This is a genomic window from Enterobacter sp. 03-F-07-AD-ECC (assembly GCF_047530935.1).
GTDB lineage: Bacteria > Pseudomonadota > Gammaproteobacteria > Enterobacterales > Enterobacteriaceae > Enterobacter > Enterobacter cloacae.
The window spans coordinates 72,949-94,305 of the sequence record NZ_JBLKBZ010000015.1 but is presented as its reverse complement, the minus strand read 5'-3'; the positions used below and the strand labels follow the sequence as shown (position 1 = coordinate 94,305).

At 55.3% G+C, this 21,357-nt stretch carries 25 protein-coding genes; 15 read left to right on the top strand and 10 right to left on the bottom strand.

Annotated features, from left to right (window positions below; all coding sequences use genetic code 11):
- Positions 1 to 68: 68 nt before the first annotated feature.
- From ACMWKA_RS19025 to ACMWKA_RS19010, 4 genes are all read left to right on the top strand, one after another.
- Positions 69 to 590 (top strand): DUF2778 domain-containing protein, encoded by a 522-nt coding sequence (locus ACMWKA_RS19025; RefSeq protein WP_047351759.1) that lies wholly within the window; start codon positions 69 to 71, stop codon positions 588 to 590.
- Positions 591 to 843: 253 nt separating this feature from the next.
- A complete protein-coding gene (locus tag ACMWKA_RS19020) occupies positions 844 to 1,335 on the top strand; it encodes an Hcp family type VI secretion system effector (RefSeq protein WP_414760514.1) in 492 nt (163 codons plus the stop codon).
- Positions 1,336 to 1,480: 145 nt separating this feature from the next.
- A complete protein-coding gene (locus ACMWKA_RS19015; RefSeq protein ID WP_414760513.1) occupies positions 1,481 to 2,455 on the top strand; it encodes a DUF1852 domain-containing protein in 975 nt (324 codons plus the stop codon).
- 27 nt (positions 2,456 to 2,482) lie between these two features.
- Positions 2,483 to 3,511: a methionine synthase gene (locus ACMWKA_RS19010; RefSeq protein ID WP_045295212.1), complete on the top strand. Its 1,029-nt coding sequence runs from the start codon at positions 2,483 to 2,485 to the stop codon at positions 3,509 to 3,511.
- Here ACMWKA_RS19010 and ACMWKA_RS19005 read toward each other — a convergent pair whose 3' ends face one another.
- On the bottom strand, positions 3,512 to 4,453 hold the full coding sequence (locus tag ACMWKA_RS19005; RefSeq protein ID WP_414760512.1) for a LysR substrate-binding domain-containing protein: 942 nt from the start codon (positions 4,451 to 4,453) through the stop codon (positions 3,512 to 3,514).
- 95 nt (positions 4,454 to 4,548) lie between these two features.
- Between ACMWKA_RS19005 and ACMWKA_RS19000 the strand changes: the two genes are divergently transcribed.
- Both ACMWKA_RS19000 and ACMWKA_RS18995 read left to right on the top strand, forming a co-directional pair.
- Positions 4,549 to 4,983: a DMT family transporter gene (locus ACMWKA_RS19000; RefSeq protein ID WP_058660712.1), complete on the top strand. Its 435-nt coding sequence runs from the start codon at positions 4,549 to 4,551 to the stop codon at positions 4,981 to 4,983.
- Positions 4,984 to 4,987: 4 nt separating this feature from the next.
- Positions 4,988 to 5,446: a DMT family transporter gene (locus ACMWKA_RS18995; RefSeq protein WP_062729568.1), complete on the top strand. Its 459-nt coding sequence runs from the start codon at positions 4,988 to 4,990 to the stop codon at positions 5,444 to 5,446.
- Positions 5,447 to 5,448: 2 nt separating this feature from the next.
- Here ACMWKA_RS18995 and ACMWKA_RS18990 read toward each other — a convergent pair whose 3' ends face one another.
- From ACMWKA_RS18990 to ACMWKA_RS18955, 8 genes are read right to left on the bottom strand one after another with little or no spacing between them, the layout of a single operon-like run.
- Positions 5,449 to 5,976: a DUF3833 domain-containing protein gene (locus ACMWKA_RS18990; protein ID WP_020688129.1), complete on the bottom strand. Its 528-nt coding sequence runs from the start codon at positions 5,974 to 5,976 to the stop codon at positions 5,449 to 5,451.
- The gene (locus tag ACMWKA_RS18985) at positions 5,973 to 6,497 is read right to left on the bottom strand and encodes a hypothetical protein (protein ID WP_023621043.1); all 525 of its coding nucleotides are present in this window, start codon (positions 6,495 to 6,497) and stop codon (positions 5,973 to 5,975) included. Before ACMWKA_RS18985 ends, ACMWKA_RS18990 begins: the two co-directional genes overlap by 4 nt.
- Positions 6,494 to 6,979, bottom strand: a complete 486-nt coding sequence (locus ACMWKA_RS18980; protein ID WP_414760511.1) for a DUF2878 domain-containing protein — start codon at positions 6,977 to 6,979, stop codon at positions 6,494 to 6,496. Before ACMWKA_RS18980 ends, ACMWKA_RS18985 begins: the two co-directional genes overlap by 4 nt.
- On the bottom strand, positions 6,976 to 8,196 hold the full coding sequence (locus ACMWKA_RS18975) for an SAM-dependent methyltransferase (protein WP_230135486.1): 1,221 nt from the start codon (positions 8,194 to 8,196) through the stop codon (positions 6,976 to 6,978). The genes ACMWKA_RS18980 and ACMWKA_RS18975 overlap by 4 nt, the downstream gene beginning before the upstream one ends.
- Positions 8,193 to 8,915 (bottom strand): DUF1365 domain-containing protein, encoded by a 723-nt coding sequence (locus ACMWKA_RS18970; RefSeq protein WP_414760510.1) that lies wholly within the window; start codon positions 8,913 to 8,915, stop codon positions 8,193 to 8,195. The genes ACMWKA_RS18975 and ACMWKA_RS18970 overlap by 4 nt, the downstream gene beginning before the upstream one ends.
- Positions 8,912 to 10,174 (bottom strand): NAD(P)/FAD-dependent oxidoreductase, encoded by a 1,263-nt coding sequence (locus ACMWKA_RS18965; protein WP_414760509.1) that lies wholly within the window; start codon positions 10,172 to 10,174, stop codon positions 8,912 to 8,914. Before ACMWKA_RS18965 ends, ACMWKA_RS18970 begins: the two co-directional genes overlap by 4 nt.
- Complete coding sequence (locus ACMWKA_RS18960; RefSeq protein WP_020688135.1) at positions 10,171 to 10,890, bottom strand: SDR family NAD(P)-dependent oxidoreductase; 720 nt, start codon at positions 10,888 to 10,890, stop codon at positions 10,171 to 10,173. Before ACMWKA_RS18960 ends, ACMWKA_RS18965 begins: the two co-directional genes overlap by 4 nt.
- Positions 10,887 to 11,321, bottom strand: a complete 435-nt coding sequence (locus ACMWKA_RS18955) for a nuclear transport factor 2 family protein (RefSeq protein ID WP_414760508.1) — start codon at positions 11,319 to 11,321, stop codon at positions 10,887 to 10,889. The genes ACMWKA_RS18960 and ACMWKA_RS18955 overlap by 4 nt, the downstream gene beginning before the upstream one ends.
- A 257-nt stretch (positions 11,322 to 11,578) precedes the next feature.
- Between ACMWKA_RS18955 and ACMWKA_RS18950 the strand changes: the two genes are divergently transcribed.
- From ACMWKA_RS18950 to ACMWKA_RS18935, 4 genes are all read left to right on the top strand, one after another.
- Positions 11,579 to 11,776, top strand: coding sequence for a hypothetical protein (locus ACMWKA_RS18950; protein ID WP_013096722.1), 198 nt, complete (start codon positions 11,579 to 11,581; stop codon positions 11,774 to 11,776).
- A gap of 1 nt (position 11,777) precedes the next feature.
- Entirely contained in the window at positions 11,778 to 12,548 is a 771-nt protein-coding gene (locus ACMWKA_RS18945; RefSeq protein ID WP_029883111.1) for a hypothetical protein, read from the top strand.
- Between the two features lie 63 nt (positions 12,549 to 12,611).
- The gene (locus tag ACMWKA_RS18940; RefSeq protein ID WP_038419347.1) at positions 12,612 to 13,205 is read left to right on the top strand and encodes a TetR/AcrR family transcriptional regulator; all 594 of its coding nucleotides are present in this window, start codon (positions 12,612 to 12,614) and stop codon (positions 13,203 to 13,205) included.
- 74 nt (positions 13,206 to 13,279) lie between these two features.
- Positions 13,280 to 13,876 carry an NAD(P)H-dependent oxidoreductase gene (locus ACMWKA_RS18935; protein WP_020688138.1) on the top strand — a complete coding sequence of 199 codons (597 nt, stop codon included), beginning with the start codon at positions 13,280 to 13,282 and terminating at the stop codon, positions 13,874 to 13,876.
- A gap of 51 nt (positions 13,877 to 13,927) precedes the next feature.
- On the opposite strand, the gene ACMWKA_RS18930 is transcribed toward ACMWKA_RS18935, so the two are convergent.
- Positions 13,928 to 14,506 carry a TetR/AcrR family transcriptional regulator gene (locus ACMWKA_RS18930; protein WP_045901120.1) on the bottom strand — a complete coding sequence of 193 codons (579 nt, stop codon included), beginning with the start codon at positions 14,504 to 14,506 and terminating at the stop codon, positions 13,928 to 13,930.
- A gap of 102 nt (positions 14,507 to 14,608) precedes the next feature.
- Between ACMWKA_RS18930 and ACMWKA_RS18925 the strand changes: the two genes are divergently transcribed.
- From ACMWKA_RS18925 to ACMWKA_RS18905, 5 genes are all read left to right on the top strand, one after another.
- Positions 14,609 to 15,076 carry a DUF1348 family protein gene (locus tag ACMWKA_RS18925; protein ID WP_414760507.1) on the top strand — a complete coding sequence of 156 codons (468 nt, stop codon included), beginning with the start codon at positions 14,609 to 14,611 and terminating at the stop codon, positions 15,074 to 15,076.
- 152 nt (positions 15,077 to 15,228) lie between these two features.
- The gene (locus ACMWKA_RS18920; RefSeq protein ID WP_014831802.1) at positions 15,229 to 15,843 is read left to right on the top strand and encodes a TetR/AcrR family transcriptional regulator; all 615 of its coding nucleotides are present in this window, start codon (positions 15,229 to 15,231) and stop codon (positions 15,841 to 15,843) included.
- Positions 15,844 to 15,917: 74 nt separating this feature from the next.
- Positions 15,918 to 17,024, top strand: coding sequence for an efflux RND transporter periplasmic adaptor subunit (locus ACMWKA_RS18915; protein ID WP_038419345.1), 1,107 nt, complete (start codon positions 15,918 to 15,920; stop codon positions 17,022 to 17,024).
- The gene (locus ACMWKA_RS18910; protein ID WP_414760506.1) at positions 17,021 to 20,092 is read left to right on the top strand and encodes an efflux RND transporter permease subunit; all 3,072 of its coding nucleotides are present in this window, start codon (positions 17,021 to 17,023) and stop codon (positions 20,090 to 20,092) included. Before ACMWKA_RS18915 ends, ACMWKA_RS18910 begins: the two co-directional genes overlap by 4 nt.
- Before the next feature lie 244 nt (positions 20,093 to 20,336).
- On the top strand, positions 20,337 to 21,275 hold the full coding sequence (locus ACMWKA_RS18905; RefSeq protein ID WP_013096729.1) for an omptin family outer membrane protease: 939 nt from the start codon (positions 20,337 to 20,339) through the stop codon (positions 21,273 to 21,275).
- Positions 21,276 to 21,357: the final 82 nt, after the last annotated feature.

Genomic DNA, 21,357 nt, shown 5'->3' with positions numbered 1-21,357 from the left:
GAGTTCAGTATCTGTACCCTCTACAGGCGTAGGCTGCCTTTCTCTTATTATAAGGGTACGGAGAAAATATGGCCTTAAAAGGAACAATGCTGCTTAACGGTGCTGACTATGCGCCTTTTAACCTGCACGGTGTAGGCGTGTTTATGGCGCATTCCGGGCAGGGAATCTATCGAAACAATGGACTATGTGGCGCTGTTAAAGGCTCGGGACCTATTCCTCCGGGAAAATACTGGATAGTTGACAGAGGAACCGGTGGCTTCATATCAGGGTTAAAAGCTAAGTTGCAGGACCAGTGGAACAAAGTCCGATCCGGTGCAGAGTTTGGCCGTGATGAGTGGTTTGCTCTGTACAAGGATGACTGGGGTATCGACGATGGAACCTGGATTGATAACGTATATCGTGGATTATTTCGTTTGCATCCGGGTACGCAATCAGAAGGATGTATCACGATTGCCCATAATTCTGATTACGCATTGATCCGCAATGCTCTGATGAGTACCGAACTTATTCAGGTTCCCTGTATGCGTTCACTTATGGCACGCGGCTGGGTTGAGGTGATTAATAGTGGCTATACCAACACCTGCCCGTAAATGGAGCATCAGACTATTCAAAACGATCGGGTTTCTACTCATTAGCCTGATGGTAGGTCGCACGCTGGAGCCTGCTGAATTCTATCTTAATCATGACGTGGCTTCTTCCATATGTGATTTTATTTATGGTGATGTTAATGCTGAAACACTTTATGACACCTATACGTATATCGATATTTTAACTGTATTTACCCTTACTACGGTTATTTACCGATTAATAATGCTGCTAATCAATAGAATAAGGAAATAAAGAATGCCAATTCCCCCCTATATATGGCTAAAAGACGATGGCGGAGCACATATTAAAGGATCCGTAGACGTTCAGGACCGTGAAGGTAGCATTGAGATCATAGGGCTAAGTCATGGTCTAAACCTCCCGGTAGATAGTGCTAATGGCAAGATCACCGGCACGCGTCAACATTCTTCCATGCGGATTGAAAAGGAAGTTGATAGCTCCACGCCCTATCTCTATAAAGCAGCATCTACCGGGCAAGCGCTAAAAAGTGCTGAAATTAAGTTCTATCATATTAATGATGCTGGACAGGAGGTCTGTTATTACACCGTATTAATGGAGAATGTAAAGGTCACCGGTGTTAACTGCAGCGTGCCGAACGTGAAAATCGCGGCCAACGATAAAATGAACCATGTTGAAAGCGTAAGCCTGCAGTATGAAAAAATTACCTGGCGTATCGTCGATGGGAACATCATGCACAGCGACGCCTGGAACGAACGCCCTTCAGCCTGACATCAAGGGGCGCATGCCCCTTGAGCCTTCATGAAGTTCGCTCATGTTGCTGTGAAATTAAGTCACTTCCCCTGCGCCACCGCGTCAGGCATAAATTATGCATTGATAACTTCCTGGCAACATGAACTTAGGATGCATAACCAAGATGAGTAAAGCTTTTACATTTACCCTTAAGCGCAGTTGCTTCGATGAAAATTATAACCCGTCAGAGAATACGCGTACGACCACCAACTTTGCCAACCTCGCCCGCGGGGAAAAGCGTCAGGAGAACCTGCGTAATACTCTGGTGATGATCAATAACCGCTTTAACGCCCTGGCGCGCTGGGATAACCCCAATGCCGATCGTTACGCGGTCGAGCTTGAGATCGTCTCTGTGGATCTGAATATTGGTGCGGAGAAAACCTTCCCGGCCATTGAAATATTGCAAACCACAATCGTCGATAAAAAAACCAACGAACGCATCGACGGTATTGTCGGCAATAACTTCTCCTCTTACGTGCGCGATTACGATTTCAGCGTCCTGCTGCTGGAGCATAATAAAAACCAGCCCCATTTCACCATTCCGGAGAAGTTTGGTGTCTTGCACGGCAATATCTTCCGCCATTTTGTTAATTCACCGGAATACCGGGAGAATTTCAAAAAAGCACCGGTGATTTGCCTGAGCGTGTCCAGCAAAGACACTTATCGTCGCACGGGTAACCAGCACCCGGTGCTGGGCATTGAGTACACGCCGGATGGCGAGTCATTGACGGAGCAGTACTTCGCGAAAATGGGCCTGAAGGTACGCTATTTCATGCCTGAAAACAGCGTGGCGCCGTTTGCCTTCTTCTTCACCGGCGATTTGCTCAGTGATTACACCAATCTTGAACTGATCGCCACCATCAGCACGATGGAGACGTTCCAGAAGATCTATCGCCCGGAAATTTATAACGCTAACTCGGCAGCAGGACACTGCTATCGCCCCGATCTGAATCAGCAGGATCACTCATTAACCAAAATTGTTTACGACCGTGTCGAACGCAGCCAGCTGGCCATTGAGCAGGGTAAATTCACGGAAGAACAATTTATCAAACCTTACAAACACGTACTCGAGCAGTGGTCTGATAACTACGCGCATTAATTAATCGAATTTAAAAGGGTTATACATATGAAAACATTGCTCCCGACGTCAACCGCTGGCAGCCTGCCTAAGCCAACCTGGCTTGCACAACCAGAAACGCTGTGGTCACCGTGGAAATTACAGGATCAGGAGTTACTGGCCGGTAAGCAGGATGCGCTGCGTTTATCGCTTGATGAGCAGATCCGCGCGGGGATTGATATCGTCAGCGATGGCGAACAGACGCGCCAGCACTTTGTGACCACCTTTATTGAACACCTCAGCGGCGTGGATTTTGAAAACCGTCAGACCGTGCGCATTCGTAACCGCTACGATGCGAGCGTGCCGACGGTGGTCAGCGCCGTGGCGCGTCAAAAACCGGTGTTCGTGGACGACGCAAAATACTTACGCCAGCTCACGGATAAGCCAATCAAGTGGGCCCTGCCGGGGCCAATGACCATGATCGACACCCTTTACGACGCGCACTATAAAAGCCGCGAAAAGCTGGCCTGGGAGTTCGCTAAAATCCTCAATCAGGAGGCAAGAGAGTTAGAGGCCGCAGGTGTCGATATCATTCAGTTTGATGAGCCGGCATTTAATGTCTTTTTTGATGAGGTCAACGACTGGGGGATTGCGGCGCTGGAGCGTGCCATTGAAGGGCTGAAATGCGAAACAGCGGTACACATCTGCTACGGATACGGCATCAAGGCCAATACCGACTGGAAAAAGACCCTTGGCTCAGAATGGCGTCAGTATGAAGAGGCGTTTCCTAAGCTTCAGACATCGAATATCGACATCATCTCGCTGGAGTGTCACAACTCCCGCGTGCCGATGGATCTGCTGGAGCTGATCCGCGGCAAAAAAGTGATGGTAGGCGCCATCGACGTGGCAACCAACACCATTGAAACCGCGGAAGAAGTGGCTGACACCCTGCGTAAAGCGCTGCAGTTTGTCGATGCCGACAAGCTTTACCCGTCAACCAACTGCGGTATGGCGCCGCTTTCCCGTCAGGTTGCCAACGGTAAGCTGAAGGCGCTGAGCGCCGGAGCCGCGATTATCCGCAACGAGCTTGGCGCGTAATCACCTGCCCTGCGTTTGCCAGTAGAGCGGCGTACCGAAACACCCGACGTAATGATCAATCACCGCCCTGACGTTAAGGGGCGGATGCCGCGCGTTTGGGTAGATCGCCGCAATATTCAGGGGCTCCGTATGAATGGCGCACTCCAGCCCTGGCAGGAGTGCGACCAGCTCGCCCTGCTGCAGGCGGTCGCCAATCAGCCAGTCCGGAAACAGCACAATTCCCATCCCGCCCAGCGCGGCAGCAAGCAGCGATTCCGCATTATTTGACGTCATTAATGGCACCACCGGATAGTGAACCCACTCCTCCCCCGGACCGCGCAACAGCCAGCGGTTAGGCCCCGACGAACCACGGTAGACCAGGCATTGATGATGCGCCAGATCGTCCGGCCCTTGCGGTGCGCCGTGCTGTCGCAGATAGTCCGGCGAGGCGGCCAGATGGTAACGCTGCTGACCAAAAATGCGCGCGTGAAAGGTGGAGTCCGTCAGCACGCCGATGCGAAAGATCACGTCGGCGGCATTCTTGTGCGGGTCGATAAAATCATCGGTCAGCGTCAGCTCGATATTCAGCCGCGGATAGCGCGCCGTCAGACCAGGCAGCCCTGGCGCAATGTGCCGCTGGCCGAAAAAGACCGGTGCATTAATGCGAATCGTGCCGGAAGGCTCCGTTGAACGAGCATCCAGCTCACGACGAGCCTCCTCAAAACTCGTCATCATCTCCCTGGCATAGCGGATAAACAGATGACCACTTTCTGTGGGGATCACCGCCCGGGTATTGCGGTAAAAAAGCTGCTGGCCGAGCGCGTCCTCAAGCTGGTGGATGATGCGCGAAACCTGCGAGGCAGAAAGGCCCTCGCGGCGCGCGACCACGGAAAAATTTTCGGCTTCAAAAACCGCGATAAAAATCTTCAGCGAACGGAGGTTCATGCTCCCGGCGTCGTACATTCGTGCATATCCTGCAAAGGTGTTTCCTGCATTATGGCATTTTTCTCATGATCAGACCGACGTAATCTTCTCCGCCTGCAAACGGAGGAATAACAATGCAGCTTGTTTTGATTTTACTGGTGATTGCCGGGGGGATGGGGCTTTCCGTAGAGGCTGGCCTGCTGGGGCCGCTGGGTGGAAAAGTCGGTGATTTATGGGCCACGTTCAGCATTTTTGGCGTCGGCGCCGCGCTGACGTTTCTGCTGATGCTGTTCTTCAGCCCGCGCAACAGCCCGTCGTTTTTTGCCCAGCCTGGCTGGCAGTTGCTCGGCGGGGTACTTGGCCCGGTTTACGTGGTGATCCTGACCCTCGCCACCCCGGCCATCGGCATCGCCCTGACGATGATTGGCATTCTGGCGGGGCAGGTTTTTAAAAGCCTGCTGATCGACCATTACGGTCTGCTGGGCACACCGCACAGGAAGATCAACGCGAAACGGGTCGTCGCGCTGGGTTTTATTATTGCGGCACTGATTCTTGTCGCACAGGGGTAACACGATGACATTGATGATGATTATTCTGGCCGTGTGCGGCGGCGCGACGCTAAGCGTTCAGGCGGCGATCAACGGGCAACTTGGCAGCCGCGTGGGCGTATTCAAAAGCGCGTTCCTGACGTTCTCCGTTGGCGCGCTGGTCACCGCCTTGCTGATTTTTTTCTTTGAACCAAAACAGACAGTCACCCTGCTGGACGTGCCGAAATGGCAGCTTCTCGGGGCGATGTTTGGCGTGCCGTACATTGTGATCATGGTCGTGGCGGTGCAGCGCATCGGCACCGCCGTCGCCACGGTCGCGGTGATTTTTGGTCAGCTCACCATGAGTATGCTGATTGATAACTTTGGCTGGCTGGGCAATGCGGCCATTCCGTTTTCGATGAGCCGACTGGCCGCTGTCCTCTGCCTGGGTATTGCGCTGTTTTTCATTTACTCAGGCAGTAAAAACGCCCCTCCCCACGAGTAACGTTACGCCTTGCGGGTAAAGAACAGCGTCACCGTGGCGACGGTGACGCCAAATTTCTTCATCTCGGTTTTATTAAACAAGTGTGTACCATCCTGCAGGTACATCCAGTCGTCGAAGTGCAGCAGCCAGGTGCTGCCGTTGGCCTTCACGTTCATGCTGTACCGCCAGTTGAAGGCATTGCCCGCTGCCTGCCCCGTCGCCACGCCGTCAATATCGCCCGCCGTGCCCTCATAACGATCGGTCGCCACGCGGCGGATATGCCATACCCGCTGCTGTTTTTCACCATCGTCGTAGACAAAATGTTCATTCAGCGTCAGCGTGTCGCCAATCACGTCCCCGGCAATCTCCACGTGGAAGCGGCGGATCTGCTTCCCGCTGCGATCCTGCACCATCCCCCACGCTTCCGTTTTTCCCTGGAAATAGTGGAATATATCAAGCCGCGGCTGCTGCTGGCGGTACTCCGTCACGTCCGTGCTGCAGCCTGCCAGCAACATCGTCACACCCAGCGCCATGATCAAAAAACGTTTCATTGTTGTCCTCCGATTAACTGCTGACGCAGCTCAGGGTATTGCGTGCGGGGATCAAGCCAGATCCCCAGAAAACGGGTGCTGAACGCTTGCGACTGAGGCGGCCCCAGGGGTCTGAAAGTGCCCGATGCGGCAGGCGCGCGGTACCAGAACTGTCCCTGCTTATCGTTAAGCACGAACGCCAGCTGCGCTCCCGGCCCGACATCCGGCCACAGCGAGGCAAGCATCCGCAGCCAGGCTTCGCTCTGCGGTTCCTGCTGCAAAACCCCCTGTGCTCGCCACTGGTCGCGGGTTGCCTCGACCAGGTCTTCACTGTCGATGTCACGCGCGTAGGTGATAATGAGCGCCTGATCCTGCATCTTGCCGGTGTAGCGCCCTTCAGGGGTGCGCAACTGGGAGGTATAAACGGTGAAAGGCCCCCAGGTCAGCGTGGCATCCCCCACCTTACGCCAGCCAAGCCAGTCGGCTGCCTGGGCGAAAGGCGTCAGGGTGATGAGCCAGAGGAACAGGAGTGCGGCTCTCATTGTTGCCTCCCTGTCAGCAGGTGGTAAAACAGCATCAGCACCAGCCAGCCCGGCACCATCCAGCTGACGACGATAAAGGCTGGCTCCAGAAAGGTGATGGCACCGAGCCGCTCACCGATAAGATACGCCACCGGACCGCCCACGGAAGCCAGCAGCATCAGCATCCAGCCGGGTAACGTTGTGGTGCAGGTGAGCTGCGTCCAGACGGTGGCAAACATCAGCCACAGCGCCACCATCCACACGGGCATCAGCGATTCACCGGTGAAGGCGATCAGCCCCGTCAGCGCCCAGAGTGCATCCAGCAGAGTGCCCGCGAGTGCCAGCAGAATGGCATAAACGCGGTGTGCAGGCGGCAACATCAGGCAGGCGAAGATCGCCAGCACGCACCAGATAATCAGGCCGCGCTCGCGAAACAGCACCACCAGCGTCCAGTAGAGATCGAACGCGATAGCCAGGGCGAAAACCTGCACGTAACGTTTCATACGCGCTCGGCGGTCAGTTGCACCACGCTGATGGTGCGGGCGTTAAACCCGGCTTCGCAGTAGCCAAAGTAATAGAGCCACATCCGACGAAACCGCTCATCAAATCCCAGTTTTTCAATCTCCTGCCAGGCATGGAGAAAGCGCTGACGCCAGTGCGCCAGCGTGCGCGCGTAGTCCGGCCCCATATCAAACAGGTTGCGTACCACAAAATCGGTATGGCGCGTCATCAGCGCATTCATCGCCGTTATGCTCGGCAAAAAGCCGCCGGGGAAGATATACCGCTGAATAAAATCCACGCTTTTGCTGTAGTCGCGATACCGCTGATCCTGAATGGTGATGGCCTGAATCGCCATGCGCCCACCCGGACGCAGACGCGCCTGACAGGTGCGGAAGAACGTTGGCAGATAGCGTTGCCCGACGGCTTCAATCATCTCAATCGACACCAGCTTGTCATACTCGCCGGTTAAATCGCGATAGTCGCAGAGCAACACCTCAACGCGGTCCTGCAGACCGGCCCGGGCAATCCGCTCTGTCGCCCAGCGATACTGCTCCTGCGACAGCGTGGTGGTGGTCACCCGGCAGCCGTAGTGACGGGCCGCGTATTCCGCCATCGCCCCCCAGCCGGTGCCAATCTCCAGCAGATGATCGCTGGGGTTCAGCGCCAGCTGTTCGCACAGACGCGCCATTTTCGCCCGCTGCGCGTCGCCAAGATCTTGCTCCTCCCCGCTAAACAGCGCGCTGGAATAGAGCAACTCCTTGTCCAGAAAATGGGCATAAAACGCGTTACCCAGATCGTAATGTGCCGCAATGTTTTCCCGCGCCTGCGCCCGGGAGTTGCGCCGCGTCCAGTGGCGAAGCCGCTCCAGCGGTCTGCCAAGCAGGCGGAACCCTTTTTCGAGCCGCCCCAGTACCTGGCTGTTTAGCGCAAGCAGTTGCAGAAGCGGCGTGAGCTGCGTGGTTTCCCATTCGCCGTCCATCCAGGCTTCCGCGGCAGCCAGGCTGCCTCCGGTCAGGACGCGCCAGTAGACGCCCGGGCTGAGGATCTCAACGTCGGCATGCAGCGCGGCAGACAGCTCACCGAAATGAAAGGTCTGCGCCCCTTCACGCAGCGTGAGCGAGCCGCCACGAAGGCCGCTCAGCACGCGAAAGAGCAGCCAGCGCGCGACGCGAACGTTGCGCGGGATATCGGGTTCAAGCGCAAAGACAGGATCGGTCATGAGCGTTCACTCCTGCTGACAGGATGGTTATACAGAGGCACGCGCTTAAGCCACAGCCGCAGCGCCTGCCAGTAAATCGCGAAAACGGTTTTGAGCGTCATCAGCGGAATACGCAGCAGCAGCCCACGCAGTGCCGGACGGGTCAGCGGCGCGCGGCGAAGCGCCAGCGTGGCATCAAATACCTTTGACGCCTGATGATTTTCAATGTGCATATGCAGCGTGTTATCCGGGTTGTTGAAGCGCCAGTGGTAAATCATGTCCATAGGGTTAAACGGCGAAACGTGAAAGGCTTTCTCCGTGGGCTGGGCGTGCTGACCATTGACGGCGTAATAATGTCGTTCGTTCCAGGGCGTATTGCGCACTTCGGCCAGCACCCAGCGCAGCGTCTCTGCCGGGTCATAGCAGTAGTAAAAATTGACGGGATTAAAATGAAAGCCGAAGTAGCGCAGCTGCGTCAGGAGCATCACCCGCCCCTCAGAACGTTCGCCGGTCAGGCTTTCCAGCCGATTCAGCACGTTCTCTTTAAGCGGCGAGCCCAGCGGATAATCCGCATCATGGAACGATGCGGCGGCAAACCGGTTGCGCCGCACGCCAACGGTGGGCAACATCTCCAGTTCGTCGAGATCGAGCCAGGCCATAAAGACGCCGTAGCTGAACTCATGCGTTTTCGGCTGGAGACGGCGGTGGCGTAATACGCCGTGATAGAGGCAACTGTTCATCGTTTTCCCTCCCCGGCTGTTATCGCATTGACGACGTCCAGCGCGCTGCGCACGCCATCTTCATGAAAGCCGTTGTACCAGTACGCGCCGCAGAACCAGCTCCGCTGGTGACCGTTGATTTCGCTGCGGCGCGCCTGTGCCCGCCAGCTTTGCGGGTTAAACAGTGGATGTTCATACACAAAGCGCCGCAGCACGAAGCGTTCGTCCACTGGCGTTTCCGGGTTTAAGGTGACGCAGAACAGCGGGCTACCGGCGGGCAGCCCCTGCAAGATATTCATGTTGTACGTTACGCAGGCGCTGGCCTGATCCTGGTCGCTCAGGCGGTAGTTCCAGCTGGCCCAGGCGCGCTGACGCACCGGCAGCCAGCGCGGATCGCTGTGCAGTACCACCTCATTACGCTGCCAGCCAATATCGCCCAGCACCTCCTGCTCAGCGGCGGAAGGTGCGTCGAGGATGGCCAGCGCCTGGGCGGAGTGACAGGCAAAAATCACCTGATCAAAACGGTGGCTCGATTCTTCAAGATGGAGGGTGACCCCCTGTGCATCACGGCTTACCCGCTGCACCGGCGCGTTGAGGTGCAGCGTGAGCCGGTCACCCAGCTGTGCCAGAATAGCGCGGATATACTCCCGTGAGCCGCCGGGCACCACGTACCACTGCGGGCGCTGAGTGATATCCAGCAGACCATGATTCTCAAAGAAGCGTAAAAAGAGCGGCAGCGGAAAACGTTTCATCTCCTGTAGCGACGACGACCAGATGGCCGCCCCCATCGGGAGAATATAATGACGCGCAAAGAACGGCGTAAAGCGATGCTGTTCCAGGAACGTTTGCAGCGTCGCGCCGGGCTCCACGTCCTCTTTCAGCGCCTGTTTCGCCAGGCGGTTAAAACGGACAATCTCCCCAAGCAGACGCCAGAACGCCGGGTTCACCAGATTACGACGTTGTGCAAAGAGCGTCGTCAGGGTGTGGCCGTTGTACTCCAGCCCACTCTGCGGATTGTGTACCGAGAAGCTCATCTGCGTTTTTTGCCCGCTGATGCCCAGCTCGCTAAGCAGCCCCATAAAGCGCGGATAGGTGCGGTCGTTGTAGACGATAAAACCGGTGTCGATGGCGTAGGTACCCCGTGGCGTCGGCACGTCAACCGTGGCGGTATGGCCGCCGGGGGTGGCACCGGCTTCAAACAGGGTGACCTCATGATGCCCGGCAAGCCGCCAGGCGCAGGTCAACCCGGCGATGCCGCTGCCGATTATGGCGATCTTCATGAGCGCACCATCCTGCGCAGCAGTGCACGCTGTAAGAACGCTGGCAGCCCGGAAAGCAGCCGCAGTGTCAGACCAAATCCCGCCGGAAACGCGATGTGGTTTTTCCCTTTTTCCAGGCCACGGCGAATGGCTTTTACCGCCTCTTCAACGCTCACCCTGCCCGGCATGGCGAAATCATTTTTGCGGGTCAGCGGGGTGTCGACAAAACCGGGCGATACCACGGTGACTGCAATCCCTTTTGGCTCCCAGTCGAGACGCAGGCTCTGCGCAAACCAGGTGAGCGCGGCTTTAGATGCACCGTACGCTTCAGCGCGTGGAAACGTCAGCCAGTGAGCCATAGAGCTCACCAGCACCACGCGGTTACCGGCCACAAGCTGTGGCTGCAGCGCGGCAAGGCAATTGACAGGCCCCTGAAAGTTAGTGGTCATCACCCGCTCTACCAGCGCGGCGTCCACCACGCCATGTTCCAGATATTCGCAGGTTCCGGCACAGAGGATTGTCAGGTCGGCCGCGCAGCCCGTCAGCGCCTGGCGACAGGCGTCCCTGTCTGTCATATCGAACAGGCGTACCGTAATGTTTGAACTGTGCTGATGCAGGGCTTCCAGACGCGCCGGATCCCGCCCGCAGGCGATGACATGGTGACCGTCACGGGCAAAAGATTGTGCCAGCCCCGCCCCAATGCCTGAACTGGCGCCGGTAATCAGGACCGTCATCATGATTTCACCCTCCGCTTCACGCCGCGAACCGCCCAGCCAAGCAAAGGCAGATGTTCATAGATCATCTCTCCGGCATCGTAGTAGTCCCGCTGGCGAATAATCAGATCCTTTTCTACGTCCACCACGGAGCAGCCAGGCAGTTCCAGAGGCTCGCCACCGGCAATGCGCGGGTGCGACCAGTGCATGACCCAGGTGACAACAAAGCGATGCTCGCCAATCAAAGGGGAATCAAGCGTGAAACGACAGTGTTCGACATTCGCCAGCAGATGGGTGAAATAGCGCTGCAGGGCGAACAGGCCGTTATGTTCACCAAACGGATCGATAAGCGTGGCATCGGGATGGTAAAGCCCCGCCAGCGCCGAGGGCGGCTGGGAATCCAGCGCGGTGTAGTAATCAACAAACCGACTGATGACGTCAGGCAAAAGGTTCATGGGTCACATCCTGGCGGTAAACAACGTAGCGTAAGCGCATAATTAAAACTTACACAATTCGAGTTATTTGTCCAAGTTTGTGCGGAAATATATTTTTATTATTTTAATTATCAGTGAGTTAGGCAAGTTTCTTTCGTGCCGGAAGTTGAGGCGCAATAAGGGCTGACCGCCATCGGTTTTTTTTTCAGGTTAACCCTAAGGTAAATTCCCCCGTTCTCTTCCAGGCTTATTCTTTTTATTCATAAGGATGACATGCGATGAGACGTTTCTTTCTCTCCCTTTTCTCCAGCCCGGAATCGTTACTTCAGGTGATGAGTCAGCAGGAAATCATTGAAGCCGTTGAGGATGGCGACCGGATTATCATCGACCAGGATGGTAATGCCTCGGTGAACTATAAAAGCAACGAGGTACGCCAGGATTTTCTGCGCCACGTCAATGCGTTAAAGAGGGCGTAATATGGGAACGGCGATATTTATGGTGCTGATGGTCTGCGGGTACTGGTACACCAGCCGCGACCTCTCTACCCGCTTCAAAATCAAGCGATCCTTCGGCTGGGATGTCTATTTTCTGGTTGCCCTTTACGGCTCGATCTTCGTTCTGCAAGGCGTGATCGCCACCGGGCTGCTCTGGCTGCTGCTGCTCGCCCTCTCCGCGGCTGACAACACCTTCCACTTTACGTCAGAGCGTTATGCCGACTGGCAAATGGACTTTATGAACTGGAGTTTCCTGGGCATCCAGGCGCCCGTAGTGGTGATGCTGGCCTTCGCCATCCTGTTTTGTCTTTACCGCTCAAACTGGGCGGGCAGCGCCCGACTGGACGGTGAAGGCAGGAAAAAGCTCTATAAGCGCCTGGCGCAGGCGAGCGGGATTGAACAACTGCTTTATCAGTGCATGGAGCAAGGCGAGCTGGCGCAGGTGACGCTACGGTCGGGGCGTATCTATGTCGGCATGATCCATACGGCGACGCTGGAATATGAGAAAACGGCCAATATCGTGCTTATTCCCATGCTGAGTGGCTATCGCGATCGCCAGACGATGAATTTTCGCATCGAAAATAACTACAGCAAATGGTATGACGGGCATGACATCACCCTCGACTCTGAGCCCAGAAGTGCGATGGATTTCAGAAAGGTGATTATGCTCAACCAGATTGAGAGCCTTGCGCTGTTCGACCCGGCAAGCGCCAGCGTGCTCGACATGGCTCAGCAGGAAAAAGCCGCGCAATGAGCTTCTCATCCGTTCAGTAAGGCGTGTAAACTACCTTTAGTAGTTAACTGATTTGAGGAAAAGATGGTTGTTAAGCGCTTAAGAAAAGAAGAACGCCGCGCACAGCTGCTGGAAGTCGCGCGCGGAATTGTGCGCCAGCAAGGCACTGAGGCCCTTACGCTGGGTTTCCTGGCCGAGCGCGCCAACGTCACCAAACCCATTCCTTACGATCATTTTGGCGATCGTGAAGGGCTGCTGATGGCACTCTACCAGGACTTCAGCGACAGGCAGCTTAAGAAATTTCGCGAGACGTTGAACAGAGACAATAAAACGCTGGCACAGACGATCCGTTTTTTCAGCGCCGCGTATATCGACTGCGCGATCTCTGCGGGCCCCGAAACGGGCCCCATAGCGGCGGCTCTGTCCGGCTCGCGGGCGCTGCAGATTTTCCGCGAGGCCTGCGTGGCCGACTGCGCAGACTGCCTGCGGATGGCGCTTGCCCCTTTTATTGTGCTGCAAGGGGTAACAGGTGAAGCGGCCCTGACGGCCATTATTGGGGCCGCGGATGCGCTCAGTACGGCTGCCGGAAATGGGATCCTCGCGCGTAACGTTGCGGAAGAGATGCTCAGCGGCGCGATGACCGGCGTCCTCAATACCTATCTGGACAGCACAAAATGAGTGCCCTGCCAGATTGACAGTTAAGTTACCAATAGTAACATAGAGACATCTTCACTCACCCTGTTGAGGTCTCTATGTCTGCATCAAACGTCATCAATACTGCCCTGATCGTGACGGCTCACCCGGTCGAAAATTCGTTATCCCAATCCCTCGCGCAGCGAATTGCCGGGAAGTTACAGGAACAGGGTACGCAGGTTGAAATAGCCGATCTGCATGCCGAAGGTTTTTCCCCGACCATGATTCGTCCCGACCTTGACCTCTACCACGGCGATGCCCGCGCGCTGCCGGACGAGGTGCTGCGCGAGCAGCAGCGTGTCGAGCGCGCGGATATGCTGGTATTTGTCTTCCCGATTTACTGGTGGTCCGTTCCCGCCCTTCTGAAAGGCTGGTTTGATCGGGTGCTGACCGTAAACTGGGCCTATAAAGTGGCTGAAGATGGTCGCATCGTGGGTAATTTACGTGATGTGCCCGTGCGCCTGGTCGCAACGGCGGGCAGCGATCTGGCCGGGTTCGATAAACACGGTTATTCCGGTGCCATTCAGACCCAGATTGTTGAAGGGGTGTTTGGCTTCTGTGGCCTTAAAAACGTGACGCTCGATATCCTCTATCAGGCCGATTCAGCCACTCCTCAGCAGGTGGACGATTTCCTGCAAAGCCTCACTAAGATCTGAATCGTACGGCGCAGCCATTCCCGAGGTTTGGCTGCGCACGCAAAGCCGTAATTAGCGCGGTATCAGCGCTTCAAGTCCCCTTCGCAACTGACTGACCACCTCTTTGGTATCCATACCCATTTGCGCATGTATGATGGCACCGTCTATCAGCATTAAAATCTGCGTGTTAATAGCCTCATCGGCAATACCGGTGAGGGAGGCAATTTTTTCCCGGGTTTCAGATTTATGGTTGCGGCAAATGGCTTTTATTTCACTTTCATTGTCTTCTGATTTTGCTTCTGCGCTGGCATTAATAAACGCACAGCCATGAAACAACGGGGAAATAAACCACCCGTTAAGCGTTGCAGCTAATGCGTCCGATGCAGCCCGCCCCTCTTCGAGATATTGTCGAAGCGTGGTTTCAAACCAGGTAATCCACAGCTCGTGCCGATATTGCAGATAGGCAAGAATAAGCAAACTCTTACTCGGGAAATGGCGATAAAACGTCACTTTAGTCACTTTTGCCTGTTTGATAAGCGTATCAACGCCCGTTGCTCTGAACCCGGTGGAATAAAAGAGTTCGTGCGCGGTGAGTAATATTTTATCCCTGACGCTGACTTTTTGATCGTTATTCGTAGTGAGAGTATTCACGCTTATCTGGCCTCAAACAGTGTGTTGACAGACGGTATTTACAGGCATAGATTAACGCAAGTAGACAGACCTGTCTACATACTATCAACCGAGGTAGCCGAGATGAACACACGCCCCCCTTTACCGCCGTTTACCCGTGAAAGCGCCATTGAAAAAGTCAGGCTGGCAGAAGATGGCTGGAATAGCCGCGACCCGGCAAAAATCGCACTGGCCTATTCGCTGGACACGCAGTGGCGTAACCGTGCGGAGTTCGCCACGAACCGCGCGGAGGCGCAGGCGTTCCTTGAGCGGAAATGGAAGAAAGAGCTGGATTATCGCCTGATAAAAGAGCTTTGGGCATTTACCGACAACCGCATCGCCGTGCGCTATGCCTATGAATGGCATGATGATTCAGGTAACTGGTTCCGCTCTTACGGCAATGAAAACTGGGAGTTCGAGCCGGACGGCCTCATGAAGCGGCGTTTTGCCTGCATCAACGATATGCCCATCAAGGGATCTGAACGGCTCTTTCACTGGCCGCTGGGCAGACGCCCGGACGATCACCCGTCCCTGAGCGATCTGGGGTTATAGGATTTTTCATCTCTCCGGGCTTGTGCAATAACTCCGGGCAAAGAGTGATACACTCTGGCTCACAGCACTGAAAGATACATGATTAAAAGAGTGACCAAATCATATTATGGTCACTCATTGTCAACTGATGCCCGTCGCGCTAAGCTGAAACAATGACGAAAAATATGAACACCCCATCCACGCGTGGTCCTCTTGACCACTCTGTCCGCGAGCAAATCGTCGAAGCGGCTTTTGAGCACTTCGGCCATTACGGCTATGAAAAAACCACCGTGGCAGAACTGGCTAAATCCATCGGTTTTTCAAAAGCCTATATCTATAAATTTTTCGATTCCAAACAGGCAATTGGCGAGGTTATCTGCGCTAACCGCCTGGCGCTGATCATGACGGCAGTGGAAACAGCCATCGCCGACGCGCCGTCGGCCAGTGAAAAAATGCGCCGCCTTTTCCGGGCGTTAACCGAGGCTGGCAGCGAACTCTTTTTCCACGATCGTAAACTTTATGATATCGCCGCCGTTGCCGCGCGGGATAAGTGGCCGTCTACCGAGCGGTATACCGAGAGCCTGATGAAACTGATTGAAAGCATCATTGTTGAAGGCCGCCAAAGCGGGGAGTTCGAAAGAAAAACGCCCCTGGATGAGGTGACCTACGCCATATACATGGTGATGTGCCCTTTCATCAACCCCGTGCAGTTGCAATATAACCTCGAAACCGCCCCGACCGCAGCACTCCTCCTCCCTTCCCTGATTTTACGAAGCCTGGCCCCCTGATTTGTGACCATTGACTTTATTGGTCACTAGTCTGAGAATGCGGAAACCGTCCTTTGATACGATAAGGTTTCCCCATGCTCAGGCTTCATTCCGCCCGTTTTGCCGTTTGCCTCCTCCCTTTCGCCCTGGTGGCATGCGGTGATAACCCCGCCACCGACGATCCGCGCACCCAGCCACCGCTTGTCAGATCCGCCTCCGTTGAACCGGCGAACGATGCGTCCCGCGCGTTTACGGGTGTGGTCGTTGCCAGAACGCAAAGCGATCTCGGTTTCCGGGTTCAGGGCAAAATCCTTGAACGCCTTGTTGATACGGGGCAGACCGTTAAGCAGGGCCAGCCGTTAATGCGTCTGGATCCGGTTGACCTGAAGTTACAGGCACAAGCACAGCAGCAGGCGGTGGATGCCGCCCAGGCCAGGGCGAGAAAAGCCACCAGCGATGAGGCGCGCTATCGCGGCCTGGTGGCAACAGGTGCTGTCTCTGCCTCGGAGTATGACCAGATAAAAGCGGCGGCGGATGCCGCCAGAGCTGAACTCAGTGCCGCACGCGCTCAGGCCACCGTCGCGCAAAATGCGACCGGCTATGCCGTGCTGCTGGCCGATTCCGACGGCGTGGTCATGGAGACGCTTGCAGAACCCGGGCAGGTGGTCAGTGCGGGTCAGGCGGTGATCAGACTGGCCCGCTCAGGGCAACGCGAGGCGCTCGTCCAGTTGCCAGAGACATTGCGCCCTGCCGTCGGTAGTGAAGCGTTGGCAACGCGTTATGGCAGCGAGGCACAGCCTGTTACCGCGACACTGCGCCTGCTCTCTGATGCAGCCGATACCACCACCCGCACTTATGAAGCACGCTATGTGCTGGAAGGCTCGCTGGCTAACGCGCCGCTGGGTGCGACCGTCACCCTGTATATCGAACAAAATGCTGAACGTCAGGTAATGCAGGTTCCGCTGGCATCTCTGTACGATGCAGGCAAAGGGCCCGGCGTGTGGCGGATCTCCGCGCAACCTGCAAAAGTGATGTGGCAGCCCGTCAACGTGCTGAGTGTGAGCGACGATGCCGCGCAGGTGACGGGCGGCGTCAAGCCGGGCGAGAAAATTGTGGCGTTGGGCGCGCATCTTCTGCATGACGGTGAAGCTGTCCGTCTGGCTGAACAACGCGGTACGGCTCTGGCGGGGAGTCAGCCATGAGCGACGGACGCTTCAACCTCTCAGCGCTTGCCGTGCGCGAGCGTGCCATCACGCTGTTTCTGATTATTCTGGTGACGCTTGCCGGTATTTACGCCTTCTTTGGACTGGGACGGGCTGAAGATCCGCCCTTCACGGTAAAGCAAATGACGGTGATTACCGTCTGGCCCGGCGCAACCGCACAGGAAATGCAGGATCAGGTTGCTGAACCGCTGGAAAAACGGCTGCAGGAACTCAAGTGGTATGACCGTACCGAAACCTATACCCGCCCGGGCATGGCGTTTATCACCCTCTCCTTACAGGACATGACGCCCCCCTCCGAGGTGCAGGAAGAGTTCTATCAGGCGCGCAAAAAGCTTGGCGATGAGAGCAAAAATCTCCCGGCGGGCGTGATGGGCCCGATGATCAATGACGAGTTTGCGGATGTCACCTTTGCCCTCTTTGCGCTAAAGGCAAAGGGTGAACCGCAGCGTCTGCTGGTGCGTGATGCTGAAAGCCTGCGCCAGCAACTCCTGCATGTGCCTGGCGTCAAAAAAGTGAACATCATCGGCGAACAGGCCGAGCGGATTTATATCGCCCTCTCTCATGACCGTCTGGCAACGATGGGGCTGGCGCCGCAGGATATTTTCAACGCGCTGAACAGTCAGAACGTTCTCACGCCAGCAGGCTCCATAGAAACACAGGGTGCACAGATCTTTATTCGCCTTGATGGTGCTTTTGATACGTTGCAGAAGATCCGCGATACGCCGCTGGTCGCTCAGGGTAAAACGCTCAGGCTGTCTGATGTGGCAACGGTTGAACGCGGTTATGAAGATCCTCCCACGCTGCAGATCCGTAACCAGCGTGAACCGGCGCTGCTGTTAGGTATTGTGATGCGGGAGGGCTGGAACGGTCTGGCGCTGGGGAAAGCGCTGGATGCCGAAACGGCTAAGATCAACGAAAACCTGCCGCTGGGAATGACCCTGACCAAAGTCACCGATCAGTCCGTGAATATCCGCTCGTCGGTGGATGAATTTATGATCAAATTCTTCGTCGCCCTGCTTGTGGTGATGGTGGTGTGCTTTGTCAGCATGGGCTGGCGCGTGGGCGTGGTCGTCGCGGCGGCGGTTCCCCTGACGCTGGCAGTCGTCTTCGTGGTGATGGAGGCGGCGGGGATAAACTTTGACCGCGTAACGCTGGGCTCACTGATCCTTGCTCTGGGTTTACTGGTTGATGATGCCATTATCGCCATTGAAATGATGGTAGTGAAAATGGAGGAAGCCTACGACCGAATCAAAGCCTCCGCTTACGCCTGGAGCCATACCGCCGCCCCCATGCTGGCCGGTACCCTCGTGACGGCGATTGGCTTTATGCCAAACGGGTTCGCCCAGTCGACCGCCGGGGAATACACCAGCAATATGTTCTGGATTGTCGGCATCGCCCTGATTGCCTCCTGGCTGGTTGCGGTGGTGTTCACGCCCTATCTTGGCGTTAAGATCCTGCCAGATATCGCCAAAGTCGAAGGGGGCCATGCCGCCATCTATAACACCCCGCGCTATAACCGTTTTCGCCAGCTGCTGGCCCGGGTAATTGCCAGAAAGTGGATCGTGGCCGGTTCCGTGGTCTTCATTTTTACACTGGCCGTAGTGGGTATGGGACTGGTAAAAAAACAGTTTTTCCCAACGTCCGACCGCCCTGAAGTGCTGGTGGAAGTGCAGATGCCTTATGGCACCTCAATTGAGCAGACCAGCGCCGCAACGGCGAAAATCGAAGCGTGGTTAAAACAGCAGCAGGAAGCCAGCATCGTGACCGCCTACGTCGGGCAGGGTTCACCACGTTTTTACCTGGCCATGGCACCTGAATTACCCGATCCCTCTTTTGCGAAAATCGTGGTGATGACGGACAGCCAGACGTCACGCGAGGCGCTCAAGTTCCGGCTCCGGGAAGCGGTCGCCGGTGGACTTGCGCCGGAAGCGCGCGTGCGTGTCACACAACTGGTGTTTGGCCCCTACTCCCCCTTCCCGGTTGCCTGGCGTGTGATGGGGCCCGATGTCGATACGCTTCGCGACATCGCCGATAAGGTTAAAGGCGTTCTGCAGGCCAGCCCGATGATGAGAACCGTCAACACCGACTGGGGTTCACGGGTGCCCACACTCCATTTCACCCTCGATCAGAACCGTCTGCAGGCTACCGGCTTGACCTCAAATAGCGTGGCTCAGCAGCTCCAGTTCCTGTTATCGGGTGTACCAATTACTGCCGTGCGTGAAGATATTCGCGCTGTACAAGTAACAGGACGCGCTGCGGGCGATATTCGTCTTGATCCGGCGAAGATCGACGGGTTTACCCTGGTTGGCAGTGCGGGACAGCGGGTGCCGCTGTCGCAAATCGGTCAGATTGAGGTCAAAATGGAAGATCCGCTCCTGCGTCGTCGCGACCGCACGCCCACCATTACCGTGCGCGGAGATATCGCCGACAATCTTCAGCCACCGGATGTGTCGGTGGCGATCATGAAACAGCTAAAACCGATCATTGATACGCTCCCGCCCGGATACCGCATTGAGATGGCAGGCTCAATTGAGGAATCAGGTAAAGCCACACAGGCCATGGTGCCGTTGTTCCCGATAATGATTGCCCTGACGTTACTGATCATCATTGTGCAGGTGCGATCTCTCTCCGCGATGGTGATGGTTTTTCTGACTGCCCCGCTGGGTCTGGTCGGCGTGGTTCCCACGCTGCTGCTGTTCAATCAACCTTTTGGGATCAATGCACTTGTCGGGTTGATTGCGCTTTCGGGCATTCTTATGCGAAATACATTGATCCTTATCGGGCAGATTACGCATAACCAGAAAGAAGGTCTCGCCCCGTTCGATGCGGTAGTCGAAGCAACCGTCCAGCGGGCACGGCCGGTGTTACTGACAGCCCTGGCCGCCGTGCTGGCATTCATACCGCTGACCCATTCCGTATTCTGGGGGACGCTGGCCTATACGCTGATTGGCGGGACGCTGGGCGGAACGATCATCACCCTTGTCTTCCTGCCGGCGATGTATGCGATCTGGTTCAGGATCCGTCCTGCGAGTAGCGTTTCAAATTAACGGGGAGAATACGTTAAGTTTATTACATCCGGGAGTGCATTTTTAATTACCGACAGCTATTTTGCACCGACTCAATGTTTATTCATCCCACCTTTCGCCGCCTCACTGAGGCGGCCCAAAGTTAAATATCGCTCCTTGGGTCAAATAATAAAAAAAATACCAAAACTGGCAGTTGATTCTTATTTGTATGACTTTTAAGATTTGTCTGCAAGGCATTGATAAAATTTGATTTAGGGAAATTAAAATGACAAAAAATATTGTTGCCGGAATGATGATGGCCGCGTTTTCAGGGGCAGTATATGCAGGATCCGCACAAGCCATACCGGATTTTTCACCGGAAAGTTTATCGGTTTCAGCCTCTGCCGGGATGCTGAGCGGAAAATCCCATGAAATGGTGTACGACGAAGTCACAGGAAGAAAAATCAGCCAGCTCGACTGGAAAATCAAAAATGTCGCCATTCTGAAAGGCGATATTTCCTGGGATGCTTATTCATTTTTGACACTGAACGCCCGCGGCTGGACGTCTCTGGCATCAGGCTCGGGTCATATGGATGACTACGACTGGATGAATGCAAAACAATCCTCCTGGACAGACCATTCATCCCATCCTGCGACCAACGTCAATTACGCCAATGAATACGATCTCAACGTTAAAGGCTGGATCTTCCAGGGCGATAACTATAAAGCTGGCGTAACCGCAGGTTATCAGGAAACGCGCTTCAGCTGGACGGCGACCGGTGGCTCTTATAATTATGATAACGGCACCAATACGGGCAACTTCCCGGCAGGTGAACGCGGTATTGGCTATAGCCAGCGCTTCTCCATGCCGTATATTGGTCTGGCGGGTCAGTACCGTTTCAATGATTTTGAATTCAATGCCCTGTTTAAATTCAGTGACTGGGTACGCGCGCATGACAACGACGAGCACTATATGCGCGATCTGACCTTCCGTGAGAAGACCTCTGATTCCCGCTATTACGGTGCGTCGGTTGACGCAGGTTATTACGTCACGCCGAACGCCAAAGTGTTCGCAGAATTTACCTATAGCAGTTACGAAGAAGGTAAAGGCGGTACGCAGATTATTGATACCAATACTGGCGAATCGGGCTCTATTGGCGGAGATGCTGCCGGTATTTCAAACCGCAACTATACCATTACCGCGGGTCTGCAATACCGCTTCTGATCCCGTTGTGGTTAATCAAGATCGGGCCCCTGACGGGGCCTTTTTGTGATGTTGAGTTAAACTCACATTGATTCTCACTATT